Genomic DNA, 13462 nt, shown 5'->3' with positions numbered 1-13462 from the left:
CCGCAGGCGTGATGGCCCAGGAAGACCCCGATGCCCCCGCGCCCGACGTGGCGCTGCCGCCGATACCGGCCGGTGCGCCGTCGGTTCCCGGCGCCGGCACGGTGGGCGTTCCCGCCGCCGGGCCGGCCTTGGTGGCCGACAGCCGCGCCGATGACGACAACTTCATGCTGCTGCGCGAAGCGGCGCGCCAGAACGACGGCGCGCGCGTCAATGCGCTCGCCTCGCGCCTGCCGTCGAATTACTCGCTGGCATCTTACGTCGACTATTATCGTCTGAAACCGCGCCTCTCCGATGCAATCCAGGATGAGGTGCTGCAGGTGCTGCGCCGTCACGACGGCACCGCTGTTGCCGAGCAATTGCGCACCGAATGGCTGATGGAGCTGGGCAAGCGGCGCGAATGGAATACCTTCGAGCGCGAAGCCGGCGCGCTGGCCGGTGCCGGCAGCCTGCAAGTGCGCTGCTACGCCCTGCTGGCGCGCGCCGAACGCGGCGAGCGGGTGGCCGACGAAGCGCGCGCGCTGCTGAAAACGCCGGCCGGCTATGGCGACGCCTGCGCCGCCCTGATCGCGCAACTGGCCGGCAACGGCCAGTTCACCCAGGCCGATCTGCTGTGGCAGCTGCGCATTGCCGGCCTGGACAATACCACCGGACCCGCGCGCCGCGTCGCCGTGCTGCTGGGCCTGCCCGAAACGCGCGCCGTCCAGGCGGTCGACATGCCGGCGGTGGCGCTGGCGCGCGGCATCGGCACGACCCGCGCCGAGCGCGAGCTCTACCTGGTGGCGCTCGGCCGCATGGCGCGCACCACGCTCAAGCTCGCCGTCGCGAGCCTGGAAAAGAACGCGCCACAATTGTCCAGTGAAGAGCGCGCCATCGGCTGGGCCAGCGTGGCGCTGGCGGCCTCGATCGCGCTGGCGCCCGAGGCGCATGGCTACTGGGACCGCGCCAGGGGCGCCACGCTCACCGAATTCCAGATGCAGTGGAAGACCCGCATGGCGCTGCGCCGCGGCGACTGGAAGGAAGTACGCACCACCATCGAGGCGATGCCGCCGAACCTGCGCGCCGACTCCACCTGGATCTACTGGCTGGGCCGGGCCCTGCAGGCCGAAGGCCGCACGCAAGAGGCGCGCGCCTTGTGGCAGGGCATCGCCGCCCAGACCACCTTCTATACCCAACTGGCCCACGAGGAGCTGGGCAGGCAGGTGGTCGCGCCGCCGCCGGTGGCGCCGATCACGGCGCCGGAACTGTCCCAGGCGACCAATAATCCGAGCCTGCAGCGTGCATTGAAATTCTACCGTTTGAGCCTGCGCGCGGAAGGCAACCGCGAATGGAACTGGGGCTTGCGCGGGCTGTCTGAACGTCAGCTGCTGGCTGCCGCCGAGCTGGCGCGCCGCAACGAGCACCTCGACCGCATGGTCGAAACCTCGCTGCGCACACGCACCGAACTGAGCTACGACCAGCGCTTCCCGGCGCCCCATCTCGAGGTCCTCAAGCCTACCGCCCAGGGCCTGAGCCTGGATAAAGCCTGGGTGTATGGCCTCATCCGGCAAGAGTCGCGCTTCATCCGCGACGCCCGTTCCGGCGTCGGCGCCTCGGGCCTGATGCAGGTGATGCCCGCCACCGGCAAGTGGGTGGCGGCCAAGATCGGCTTGAACAACTTCGTGCACACCATGCTCACCGACCTGCATACGAATATCACGCTCGGCGCCAACTACATGAATATGGTGCTCGAGAACTTCGAAGGCTCGCAGGTGCTGGCCACGGCCGCCTACAACGCCGGCCCGGGCCGCTCCCGCACCTGGCGCGGCCGCCTCGACGCGCCGATGGAAGGCGCGATCTTCGTCGAGTCCATCCCGTTTACCGAAACGCGCGGCTATGTGCGCAACGTCATGGCCAACGCCACCAACTATGCCTCGATCTTCGAGGGCAAGCCGCAATCGCTGAAGGCGCGCCTGGGCACGGTCAGCCCGCGCCAGAGCGGCGGCTCGGTGCTGGACTGAGCATGACGATGGAGACGAGCGCGCGGCCACTGAACGTGGTGCTGATCGGCGGCACCGGCTTCATCGGCCAGCACCTGGCCGCGCGGCTGTCCGACGACGGCGTGGGCGTGCTGGTCCCGGCGCGCCATTATGAAAGCGCGAAGCAGCTGACCCTGCTGCCGGGGGTCGACGTCGAAGTGGCCAATATCCACGACGACGCCGTGTTGCGCAAACTGCTGGCCGGGCGCGACGCCGTGATCAACCTGGTCGGCGTGCTGCACGGCGGCCACGGCCAGCCCTATGGCGAGCGCTTTCGCCACCTGCACGTGGAGCTGCCGCGCCGCATCGCCGCCGCCTGCGCCGACGTGGGCGTGCCGCGCTACCTGCACATGAGCGCGCTCGGCGCCAGCGCTGCCAGTCCCTCGATGTATGGCCGTTCCAAGGCCGACGGCGAACTGGCCGCGCGCAGCCAGCCGACGGTGGCGGCCACGGTCTTTCGTCCCTCGGTGGTATTCGGTCCCGGCGACCATTTCCTCACCATGTTCGCGCGCCTGCAGCGCCACCTGCCGCTGGTGCCGCTGGCGGCCAGCCGCGCGCGCTTCCAGCCGGTGTACGTGGGCGACGTCGGCGCCGCCTTTTCCATCGCCCTGGCCCGGCGCGATTTGCGTGACGCCACGATCGAGCTCGGCGGCCCGGCCGTGTACATCCTGGCCGACCTGGTGCGGCTGGCCGGCCGCTTCGCCGGCCGCGAGCGCCCGGTGGTGGGCTTGCCCGACTGGGTGGCGCGCCTGCAGGCGCGGCTGTTCGAGCTGTTGCCGGGCGATCCCATCCTCAGCCGCGACAACCTCGATTCGATGCTGGTCGACAATGTCGTGGCCGACGACACCCATGCCTTGACAGCCGAGTCGCTGGGGATCAAGCTCACGGCGATCGAAGCGGTCGCGCCGCACTACCTCAACCGGCACGACCGCCTCGACGCGTATCGCGCCCATGCCAGGCGCTGAGGGGCTCCGTTCCGGGCGCCGTTCCGGGCGCCGTTCCGGTGTGCGGGACGCCAGCGTCCTGGCATATCGACGAGCGGCCGGCTCATGCACAACGACCAACCACAACGACCCACCATGCAGACCATTGAACGCGACCCCATCCTCGCGCGCACGCTCGACCAGACGCGCAACCCCGGCCTGACCTTAATCATCGGCAACAAAAACGTGTCCTCATGGTCGATGCGACCCTGGGTCGCGGCGGTCGCCTTCGGCATTCCATTCACTGAAGTCAAGGTCTTGCTCGACCAGCCCGACACCGCCAACCAGATCGCGCGCTACTCGCACGCGGGCCGGGTGCCGGTCTTGATGGCGGGCGACATGACGGTCTGGGACAGCCTGGCCATCGTCGAATACCTGGCCGAGCAGTTCCCGGACAAGGCCATGTGGCCGCACGACGTGGCCGCGCGCGCGCTGGCGCGCTCGGTCGTGGCCGAGATGCATTCCGGCTTCGGCGAGCTGCGTAACAGCATGTCGATGAACATCCAGGCGCGCCTGCCCGGCCGCGGACGCACGCCCGGCGCCCAGGCCGACATCGGCCGCATCTGCGAGATCTGGGAAGACTGCCTGTCGCGCTTCGGCCACCACCAGTACCTGTTCGGGGAGTTCTCGATCGCCGACGCCTTCTATGCGCCGGTGGTGTGCCGCTTCAAGACCTATGGCGTGACGCTGGCGCCGGCATTGCAGGCCTATTGCGACCGCGTGCTGGCCCACCCCGCGGTGGCGCGCTGGGTCGCCGAGGCCATGGCCGAGACCGACCCGACCCCGCTGCACGACGTGGATCTGCCGGGCGCATGACGATGCGCAGCTACGTCGTCGGCGGGGCCGTGCGCGACGCCCTGCTGGGCCTGCCGGTGAAAGACCACGACCACGTGGTGGTCGGCGCCACCCCCGAGCAGATGATCAAGGCCGGGTTTCGGGCCGTCGGCAAGGACTTCCCGGTGTTCCTGCATCCCGAGACGCAGGAGGAATACGCGCTGGCGCGCACCGAGCGCAAGACCGCGCCGGGCTACCACGGCTTCGTGTTCCACGCCGCCCCCGACGTCACCCTGGAGCAGGACCTGGTGCGGCGCGACCTGACCATCAACGCCATGGCGCGGGCCGAGGACGGCAGCATCGTCGACCCGCACAACGGCCGGCAAGACCTGCAGGCGCGCCTGTTCCGCCACGTGTCCGACGCCTTCGCCGAAGACCCGGTGCGGATCCTGCGCATCGCCCGCTTCGCCGCGCGCCTGCCCGACTTCACGGTGGCCCAGGACACCAATGTCCTGATGCGCCGCATGGTCGACGAGGGAGAAGTCGACGCCCTGGTGCCCGAGCGCGTCTGGCAGGAGCTGGCGCGCGGCCTGATGGAGCGCCGGCCGTCGCGCATGCTCGAGGTGCTGCGCGACTGCGGCGCGCTGGCGCGCATCCTGCCGGAGCTGGACGCGCGGTGGAGCGAGCCGGTGCTGCGCACGATCGACCACGCCGCCGCGCTCGGCCACCCGCTGGAAGTGCGCTTCGCCGTGCTGATGCGCGGCCTGGCCGCCGTCCCGCCGATCGAGGCCGTGAGCAAGCGCCTCAAGGTGCCCAACGAGTGCCGCGACCTGGCCGTGATGACGGCGCGCGAGTTCGATCTGCTTGGCCGCGCCCTGGCGCTGCCCGCCGACGCCATCGTCACGTTGTTCGAGCGCTGCGACGCCTTTCGTAAGCCGGAGCGCTTCGCCCGGATGCTGCTGGCGGCCGCCTGCGGGGAAGGCGAGCGGCCCGAGGGGCCGACCCTGCTGCGCGCCCTGGATGCGGCGCGCGCCGTGGATGCGGGCGCGGTCGCCGCGCGCCATGCCGAGCAGAAGAGCGAGATCCCGGGCGCCGTCCACCGGGCACGGGTCGAGGCCGTCGCCGAGGTGTTGCACCAAACCAACTAATCAGCCGTGTATTTACGCTGTTGGTTACATGTCGTTACACGGTGCGTGCTGTGCGGCCCATCGTTTTGCTATCCTTCAGTAACTGAAAATTGTTGCTTTGGAGAAAAACGATGTTCACCTTGCTAGCACGGCGTGCTGCGAGCTGGTGCCGGCGCCGTCGCGTGCTGCTGGCGAGCCTGGCGGTCATCTTCATGAGTGCGGTGCTGGTGTTTCTCTATGTCCGCACCGATGCGGTGGACCCGGAAATCCGCAACAGTGTCATGCTCGACCTGCGCGAGCTCGAAAAGCTCGACGCCGAATGGGATGCCAGCATCCTGCGCGCGCATACCGGACGCGCCGTCACCCCGCTCGACCTCACTGCGCAACTGCCGCGCATGCGCGAGCTGATGGCGCGCCTGGGCGGGACCGTGCCGCTCACCGGCGATAGGGCCGCCCAGTCCGCCTATGCCGCGTTGCAGGAGGCGCTGCAGGGCAAGGAACAACTGGTCGCCCAGTTCGCCAAGCACAATCCGCCGCTGCGGGCGGCGCTGCTGCACATGCCGCCGGCCGTGGCCGACCTCAAGACCGAGATTTCGGGCATCGAAGGCGCGCTGGCGCCGGGCCGCATCGTGGTGCGGCTCGACACCACCCTGAACGCTCTGCTGACCGACACCCTGCGCTACAACATCGCGCCGAACCCGGCGCTGGCGGCGCGCATCGATGAAATCCTGGGCAACGTGGCGGCCCAGCAGATCGCGTTCTCGCCGGCCGTGAACGACAAGATGGATGCGGTGATCGCCAGTGGCCGCGTGATCCTGGAAAAACGCCCGCTGGAAAACATGCTCGAGGCGCAGATCGCCGCAGTCGGCAGCGACGCCGCGCTCGATCGCCTGGAGCGCGAATTCGACCGTTCCTTCAATGCCGTGCTGCTGGAGCGCCAGCGCTTTCGCGGCTACCTGTTCGCCTACAGCGCCGTGCTGATGGTGCTGCTGGTGTACGCCGGCGCGCGGCTGCGCCGCAGCTACCGCATTATCGGCGTCGTCAACCGCCGCCTGCAGTCGGCCAACGAGACGCTCGAACAGCGCGTGGCCGAGCGTACCGCCGAACTCGAAGCGCAATCGCGCCAGCTCGAGCGCCTGGCCCAGCATGACAGCCTGACCGGCCTGATCAACTATCGCCAGCTGACCCGCCTGCTGGAGCGGGCGCTGGCGCGCGCCGACCGCCGCGACAGCGTGGTGGTGCTGATGTTCATCGACCTCGACGGTTTCAAGGCGGTCAACGATACCTGGGGCCATGCGGCCGGCGACCTGGTGCTGCAGATGGTCGCGCGCCGGGTGCAGGCCAGGCTGCGCGCCGAGGATGCGCTGGCGCGCCTGGGCGGCGACGAATTCGTGATCCTGCTCGAAGACGTGGCCTCGGAGGCCGGCGCACTGCGGGTGGCGCGCCTGGCGTTGGCCGAGATCGAATCGATCACCGAGGCCGACGGCCACGCGGTGACGATCTCGGCCAGCATCGGCATCGCCAGCGCGCGCGGCCAGGCGGGCGCCGCGCGCGGGCAGGAAGCCTTGCTGGCCGACGCCGACAAGGCCATGTACGCGGCCAAGCAGGCCGGGAAGGGGCGTTTCGTGGTCTGCCCGCAATCGCAATGGCTGGAGCAGGACCATCCGTCGGGACAGGCGCCGGACCGAGCACGCGACAATAGGGCAAACCCCGCGGCAGCCAGCCGGACCGATCGCGCCGCCAATGCCGACCCGATCGGCTAGAATCCATATGTTGCAGTCGTAAAGGTATCGAGATGCTGGACAACCCGTTACGCCGCTGGATCCAGGGCCTGAGAGGCAAGAAGGGCCAGCCGCCCGTGCTGGTCAAGGAACTGGGCGAACGCGACCGCCGTCGCGTGCTGCGCCACCTGCTGTCGCTGGACCGGGACGATCGCCTGCTGCGCTTCGGCAGCATGATCCCGGACGAACAGATCGCGGCCTACGTCGACAAGATCGATTTCTCGCGCGACATCGTGTTCGGCGTGGTCAACAATGTATTCCAACTGGTTGGGATGGGCCACCTGGCGTTCGCCTCGGCCGACGGGCGCAGGTCGACGACCAAGGACCAGGTGGCCGAATTCGGCGTCTCGGTGTCGAAGTCGGCGCGCGGCCAGGGCGTGGGCACGCGCCTGTTCCAGCGCGCGGCGATCTACTGCCGCAACTCCGACGTCGACACGCTCTACATGCAATGCCTGACCTCGAACCAGACCATGATGCACATCGCCAAGAAGGCCGGCATGCGCATCAAGCGCGAGTACGGCGAGGCCGACGCCCACCTCGAGCTGCCGCCGCCCAGCCCGGGCAGCGTGATGGCCGAGGCGCTGGAAGAGCAGTTCGCGTCGATCGACTACACGGTCAAGGCCAACACCCGCGCGGCGGTGAAATTTTTCACGCCGAAGAAATAGAAGGAAACCCGGGTCTCCGCCGACGCGGGGAGTCATTTCTGCCAGTGACAGAAATGACGAGGTCACACCAACGGCATCGCCGTCGTTTCCTTGATACGCTGCAGCGCGAAGCTCGACTTCACGTCCAGCACCGCCGGGTGCTTGAGCAGGGTGCCCATCATGAAGCGCGAGAAATGGTCCATGTCTTCGACGTGCACGCGCAGCAGGAAATCCATGTCGCCGGTCATCGCGTAGCAGGCCACGACCTCGGGCCAGGTGCCCACCGACACCGCGAAATCGTTGCGCGGCGACGTCGCCGGCAAGCCCGGCTGGCGGGTGGCGCTGGCTACTTCGCTGTGCTTTTCCAGCCGCACATTTACGTAAGCCAATAGCCCAAGCCCGATCTTGTCCGGGTCGAGCAGCGCCACGTACTGGCGAATGACGCCCGCTTCTTCCAGGCGTTTGATGCGGCGCAGGCAGGGCGAAGGCGAGAGGTTTACCCTTTCGGCCACGTCCTGGTTCGACAGCCGTCCATCGCTTTGCAAGATTTCCAGAATCTTGCGGTCTGTTTTATCCAGCTCAATCTTCGACATATCCACCCCAATGCAGACTTTTGTATGGCAATTTTATTGCGCAATTCAAGAAGACGGGGGAATTGTTTGGAATTTAATGCTTGGGGGGCAGGACTATACTGGCTCGCATACGGTCAGCGAGATGCAGGAAATGCGCCGCGACGTATCCGCCATGAGAATCTTGGAGACACCATGAACGCACCCACGGAGCGCGCCCACCTGGCGCCGCCGGAGCCATCCCCGCCCGCGCCTTCGCAGCCCACCCAACCGCAACACGACATCACGCTCGACGACAAGTGGACGCTCGAGCGCGGCCGCGCCTTCATGACCGGCACCCAGGCCCTGATCCGCCTGCCGATGCTGCAGCGCGAGCGCGACCTGAAGGCCGGCCTGAACACTGCCGGCTACATCACCGGTTACCGCGGTTCGCCCGTCACCGCCGTCGACCAGACCGCGATGAAGGCGAAGAAACACCTCGACGCCCACCACGTCAAGTTCCACCCGGGCATGAACGAAGACCTGGCGGCGACCGCGGTCTGGGGCACCCAGCAGACCAACCTCTACAAGGACGCGAAATACGACGGCGTGTTCGCCATGTGGTACGGCAAGGGTCCGGGCGTCGACCGCTGCGGCGACGTGTTCAAGCACGGCAACAATGCCGGCTCCTCCCGGCATGGCGGCGTGCTGGTGCTGGCCGGCGACGACCACGCCGCAAAATCGTCTTCCACCGCGCACCAGTCCGACCACATCCTGACCCACTGCGGCATCCCGGTGCTGTACCCGTCCTCGGTCCAGGAATACCTCGACTTCGGCCTGCATGCCTGGGCCATGAGCCGCTACACCGGCCTGTGGGTGTCGATGAAATGCGTGACCGACATCATCGAATCGGGCGCCGTGGTCGATCTCGACCCGGACCGCGTGCAGATCGTCACCCCGCTGGACTTCCAGCTGCCGCCGGATGGCCTCAACATCCGCTGGCCGGACGCCGTGCTGGACCAGGAAGTGCGGATGAGCAACCACAAATGGTATGCCGCGCTGGCGTATGCACGCGCGAATAAACTGAACCGCATCATCTGGGACAGCCCGCGGCCGAAGATCGGCATCATCACCGCCGGCAAGAGTTACCTGGACACGCGCCAGGCGCTGGCCGACCTCGGCATCGACGAGCAGGCCGCGCGCGACATTGGCCTGCGCCTGTATAAAGTCGGCATGACCTGGCCGCTCGAGGCCGAAGGCGTGCACGAGTTCGCGCGCGGCCTCGACGAGATCCTGGTGGTCGAAGAAAAGCGCCAGGTGATGGAATACGCGCTCAAGGAAGAGCTGTACAACCTGCCGGACGGCGAGCGTCCGCGCGTGGTCGGCAAGTTCGACGATACCGGCGAATGGAGCAACAGGAACCGCATGGGCCATGGCGACTGGCTATTGCCGGCGACCTATGAACTCAATCCCGCCCAGATCGCGCGCGCCATCGCGTCGCGCATCTCGCACTACTGCGCCGGCCATCCGGTGGCGGAGCGGGTCAAGGAACGCATCGTCTTCCTGGAAGCGAAGGAGCTGGTGCTCAAGAATATTCCGGCGAAGCCGAATCCGCAGACCGACCGCATTCCTTACTTCTGCTCGGGCTGCCCGCACAACAGCTCGACCAAGGTGCCGGAAGGCTCGCGCGCCATGGCCGGCATCGGCTGTCACTACATGGTGCTGTGGATGGACCGCGAAACGTCGACCTTCACGCACATGGGCGCGGAAGGCACGACCTGGATCGGCCAGGCCCCGTTCACCGACGAGAAACACGTGTTCGTGAACCTGGGCGACGGGACGTACTTCCATTCGGGCATCCTGGCGATCCGCGCCGCGGTGGCGGCCAAGGTCAACATCACCTACAAGATTCTCTACAACGATGCGGTCGCGATGACGGGCGGCCAGAACGTCGACGGCCCGCTCGACCCGGGCATGATCAGCCGCCAGATCGCGGCCGAGGGCGTCAAGCCGATCATCGTCGTCACCGACGAACCCGATAAATACCCGAGCGACTATGCCTGGGCGCCGGGCACCACGGTGCGCCACCGCTCCGAGCTGATGGATGTGCAGCGCGAGCTGCGCGAGATGCCGGGCGTGTCGGCCGTGATCTACGACCAGACCTGCGCGTCCGAGAAGCGCCGCCGTCGCAAGAAAGGCGAGTTCCCCGACCCGGCCAAGCGCGTCGTGATCAACGAGGCCGTGTGCGAAGGGTGCGGCGACTGCTCGGTGCAGTCGAACTGCCTGTCGGTCGAGCCGCTGGAAACCGAACTGGGCCGCAAGCGCCAGATCAACCAGTCCTCGTGCAACAAGGACTTTTCTTGCGTGTCGGGCTTCTGCCCGAGCTTCGTCACCGTCGAAGGCGGCGGCTTGAAGAAACCGAAGAAAGCGACGAGTTCCGAAGCCGCTCCGCCAGCCTTGCCGCTGCCGGCCATTCCGTCGGTCGCGACGCCGTACGGCATCCTGGTCGCCGGCGTCGGCGGCACCGGCGTGGTGACCGTCGGCCAGATCCTGGCCGTGGCGGGCCACGTCGAAGGCAAGGGCGCGATCGTGCTCGACCAGAGCGGCCTGGCCCAGAAGGGCGGCCCGGTGATGTCGCACGTGCGCCTGGCCGAGCGCCAGGCAGACCTGCATTCGACCCGCGTCGGCACCGGCAGCGCCGACCTGGTGATCGGCTGCGACCAGATCGTCACCGCCAGCCGCGACGCCCTGAGCCGCATGGGCGAGGGCCGCACCTGGGCTGCGGTCAACGCCAGCGGCGCCACCACCGCGGCCTTCGTCAAGAACCCGGACTGGCAATTCCCGGCCGAGGGCTCGCGCGGCGCCATCGAGCAGGCCTGCGGCAAGGGCAACGTCGACTTCATCGACGCCGGCCAGATTGCCACCGCCTTGCTGGGCGATGCGATCGCCACCAATATGTTCATGCTCGGCTACGCCTTCCAGAAGGGCCACGTGCCGCTGCAGGAAAATTCGCTGCTCAAGGCGATCGAACTGAACGGCGTGTCGGTGGCCTTCAACCAGGCGGCCTTCAACTGGGGCCGCAGCGCCGCGCACGACCTGGCCGCCGTGAGCCGCGCCGCCTTGCCGTCGAAGGTGGTCGAGTTCAAGCGCATCCAGACCCTGGACGACATCGTCAGCCGCCGCATCGAGCTGCTCACCGCCTACCAGGACGCGGCCTATGCCGGCCAGTACAAGGACTTCGTCGACCAGGTGCGCGCGCAGGAAGAAAAGCTCGGCAAGGGCACGCGCCTGACCGAAGCCGTGGCGCGCTACTACTACAAGCTGATGGCCTACAAGGACGAGTACGAGGTCGCGCGCCTGCACGCCGACCCGGCCTTCCGCGCCAAGATCGGCGCCATGTTCGAAGGCGACACCAGGCTGAAGTTCCACCTGGCGCCGCCATTGATGGCCAGGCACGACAAGGAAGGCCGCGCCATCAAGCGCGAGTACGGCCCGTGGATGATGAGCGCCTTCGGCGTGCTGGCGAAGTTCAAGGGCTTGCGCGGCACCGCCTTCGACGTGTTCGGCTACACCGCCGAGCGCAGGACGGAGCGCGCCCTGATCGGGCACTACCGCGAGACGGTGACGGCCCTGCTGCCGAAGCTGACGCCCGAGAACCTGGCGCAGGCGGTGGCGATCGCCAGCATCCCGGAAGACATCCGCGGCTACGGCCACGTGAAGGAGCGCCACCTGAAGGCGGCCAGGGAGAAAGAGGCGGCGCTGGTGGCGGCGTTTCATGCGCCGGGGGCGGCGCCACAGGCGGCTTGAGCGTGAACGCGTGGATGGTGCGGCCATTCACGCGTTCAATGTCAGGCCAGCGATTGTTCGCTTGATATCGGTCGTTGTGTCCTAGCCTCAACCGTTACAGTTGGTTGTATTCGACCCGGATATCGGCGTCTATAATCGGACGCATGAGCTCGCTACCTACCTCCGGCAAGACCTTTCCATTGCGTTTGATTTCCAGCGCGCTCGCCGCGCTGTTCGTCCTCGCCGGTTGCGGCGGTGGCGGCGGTTCTCCGAGCGTCGGCGCGCCCGCGCCCGCGCCGGTGGCGCAAGATCCGGGGCCCACGACGCCGGTCCCGCCACCCCCGGTCGCCACCGAGCCGACCCCGGAAGACCTGAACCCGAACCTGCTGGGCGACGCCTACGGCAGCTACTGGAACAAGTGCGCCGTCCCGCGCGCGGGCCTGGATGCGAGCGGCAAGCCGTATCCCGACGTGCAGGGCACGCTGCTGGACGAACTGAAATTCCTGCGCGCCTGGGCCAACCAGTACTACCTCTGGTACGACGAGATCCCGAACACCTACAAGATGGCCGACTTCAAGAGCGCGCTCGACTATTTCGCGGTGCTCAAGACGCCGGCCCTGACGGCCAGCGGCCAGCCGAAGGACCGTTATCACTTCACCTACCCGACCGCCGAGTGGGAAGCGATGCAGACCCAGGGCATCGACCTGGGCTATGGCATCACCTGGAGCCGCAACGCCGACGGCCGGGCGCCGCGCACCTGGCTGATCACGGCGGTCGAGCCGGGATCGCCCGCCGCTGCGGCCGGCCTGCTGCGCGGCGACATGCTGCTCAAGGTCGATGGCGTCGACTTCGTCAATGCCACCGACAAAGACGCGGTCGACCGCATCAATGCCGGCCTGTTCCCGGCGTCCGCCGGCGCCACCCACAGCTTCACCCTGCAGCGCGGCGGGGTGGCTTTTGATGCGACGATGGCCGGAGCCGAGGTCGTGCTCGCGCCGGTGAAGAACGTCAAGGTGATCGAGACCGCCAGCGGCAAGGTCGGCTACCTGACCTTCGACAACTTCAACGCCGTGTCCGAGAAACAGCTGTACGACGCCTTTGTCACCTTCCAGCAGGCCGGCGTCAACGACCTGGTGCTCGACGTGCGCTACAACGGCGGCGGCTTGCTGTACGTCGCCAGCCAGCTGGCCTACATGATCGCCGGCCCCGCGTCGACGAGCGGCAAGGTGTTCGAGCGCTCGCGCTACAACGACAAGACGCCGGCCTACCAGCCGATCATGTTCCGCTCGACCGCCTGGGGCTTCGCCTCGAGCAATCCGCTGCGTACCGGCACACCACTGCCCAGCCTGGGCCTGAAACGGGTGACCGTGCTCAGCACGGCGGGCACCTGCTCGGCCAGCGAATCGGTGATCAACGGCCTGCGCGGCGCCGACATCGAAGTGATCCAGATCGGCGGCACCACCTGCGGCAAGCCCTACGGCTTCACGCCGGTGCCGAACTGCGGCACGACCTATTTCTCGATCGAGTTCCAGGGCGTGAACCACAAGGGCTTCGGCGACTTCACCGACGGCTTCACCCCCACCTGCCAGGCGAGCGACGACCTGTCGCGGCCGGTGGGCGACCAGAACGAAGGCTTGCTGGCCACGGCCCTGGCCTACCGCGCCAATGGCGCCTGCCCGGTCTCGACCACGGCCAGGGCCCGCGTCGTGCCGACGCGGATCGTGCGGCCGGAGGCCAGGGAGATCTCGATCCACACCACGCCGGGCGCGCCGCCGCGCTAAGAACCTGCCGGGATAGGTTCTAA

At 67.7% G+C, this 13462-nt stretch carries 9 protein-coding genes; 8 read left to right on the top strand and 1 reads right to left on the bottom strand.

All coding sequences use genetic code 11. The annotated features are described in order from the left end of the window. The first annotated feature begins 11 nt into the window (after nt 1-11). From ACZ9AQ_RS01135 to ACZ9AQ_RS01110, 6 genes are all read left to right on the top strand, one after another. On the top strand, nt 12-1997 hold the full coding sequence (locus tag ACZ9AQ_RS01135; protein ID WP_429201434.1) for a lytic transglycosylase domain-containing protein: 1986 nt from the start codon (nt 12-14) through the stop codon (nt 1995-1997). Nucleotides 1998-1999: 2 nt separating this feature from the next. Beyond that, nucleotides 2000-2980, top strand: coding sequence for a complex I NDUFA9 subunit family protein (locus ACZ9AQ_RS01130; protein ID WP_429201436.1), 981 nt, complete (start codon nt 2000-2002; stop codon nt 2978-2980). Between the two features lie 114 nt (nt 2981-3094). Beyond that, nucleotides 3095-3814: a glutathione S-transferase family protein gene (locus ACZ9AQ_RS01125; protein ID WP_429201438.1), complete on the top strand. Its 720-nt coding sequence runs from the start codon at nt 3095-3097 to the stop codon at nt 3812-3814. 2 nt (nt 3815-3816) lie between these two features. Next, nucleotides 3817-4920: a multifunctional CCA addition/repair protein gene (locus ACZ9AQ_RS01120; protein WP_429201791.1), complete on the top strand. Its 1104-nt coding sequence runs from the start codon at nt 3817-3819 to the stop codon at nt 4918-4920. 110 nt (nt 4921-5030) lie between these two features. Then, nucleotides 5031-6662 (top strand): DAHL domain-containing protein, encoded by a 1632-nt coding sequence (locus tag ACZ9AQ_RS01115; protein ID WP_429201440.1) that lies wholly within the window; start codon nt 5031-5033, stop codon nt 6660-6662. Between the two features lie 32 nt (nt 6663-6694). Further along, nucleotides 6695-7345, top strand: coding sequence for a GNAT family N-acetyltransferase (locus ACZ9AQ_RS01110; protein ID WP_429201442.1), 651 nt, complete (start codon nt 6695-6697; stop codon nt 7343-7345). Nucleotides 7346-7407: 62 nt separating this feature from the next. Here the strand turns inward: ACZ9AQ_RS01110 and ACZ9AQ_RS01105 are convergent, their stop codons facing one another. Then, entirely contained in the window at nt 7408-7917 is a 510-nt protein-coding gene (locus ACZ9AQ_RS01105; protein ID WP_071360791.1) for an Lrp/AsnC family transcriptional regulator, read from the bottom strand. A 171-nt stretch (nt 7918-8088) separates the two neighbouring features. Between ACZ9AQ_RS01105 and ACZ9AQ_RS01100 the strand changes: the two genes are divergently transcribed. Together ACZ9AQ_RS01100 and ACZ9AQ_RS01095 are read left to right on the top strand one after the other, a co-directional pair. After that, a complete protein-coding gene (locus tag ACZ9AQ_RS01100; RefSeq protein ID WP_429201444.1) occupies nt 8089-11679 on the top strand; it encodes an indolepyruvate ferredoxin oxidoreductase family protein in 3591 nt (1196 codons plus the stop codon). A 143-nt stretch (nt 11680-11822) separates the two neighbouring features. After that, entirely contained in the window at nt 11823-13439 is a 1617-nt protein-coding gene (locus tag ACZ9AQ_RS01095; protein ID WP_429201446.1) for a S41 family peptidase, read from the top strand. The last annotated feature ends 23 nt before the right edge of the window (nt 13440-13462 follow it).

The organism is Massilia sp. UYP34 (genome assembly GCF_056279385.1).
This window is presented reverse-complemented; position numbering and strand designations above follow the sequence as displayed.

What these genes read in the sequence shown, in the direction of transcription:
- ACZ9AQ_RS01135 (WP_429201434.1), top strand. Translation starts at nt 12, where the DNA reads ATGGCCCAGGAAGACCCCGATGCCCCCGCGCCCGACGTGGCGCTGCCG.
- ACZ9AQ_RS01130 (WP_429201436.1), top strand. Translation starts at nt 2,000, where the DNA reads ATGACGATGGAGACGAGCGCGCGGCCACTGAACGTGGTGCTGATCGGC.
- ACZ9AQ_RS01125 (WP_429201438.1), top strand. Translation starts at nt 3,095, where the DNA reads ATGCAGACCATTGAACGCGACCCCATCCTCGCGCGCACGCTCGACCAG.
- ACZ9AQ_RS01120 (WP_429201791.1), top strand. Translation starts at nt 3,817, where the DNA reads ATGCGCAGCTACGTCGTCGGCGGGGCCGTGCGCGACGCCCTGCTGGGC.
- ACZ9AQ_RS01115 (WP_429201440.1), top strand. Translation starts at nt 5,031, where the DNA reads ATGTTCACCTTGCTAGCACGGCGTGCTGCGAGCTGGTGCCGGCGCCGT.
- ACZ9AQ_RS01110 (WP_429201442.1), top strand. Translation starts at nt 6,695, where the DNA reads ATGCTGGACAACCCGTTACGCCGCTGGATCCAGGGCCTGAGAGGCAAG.
- ACZ9AQ_RS01105 (WP_071360791.1), bottom strand. Translation starts at nt 7,917, where the DNA reads ATGTCGAAGATTGAGCTGGATAAAACAGACCGCAAGATTCTGGAAATC.
- ACZ9AQ_RS01100 (WP_429201444.1), top strand. Translation starts at nt 8,089, where the DNA reads ATGAACGCACCCACGGAGCGCGCCCACCTGGCGCCGCCGGAGCCATCC.
- ACZ9AQ_RS01095 (WP_429201446.1), top strand. Translation starts at nt 11,823, where the DNA reads ATGAGCTCGCTACCTACCTCCGGCAAGACCTTTCCATTGCGTTTGATT.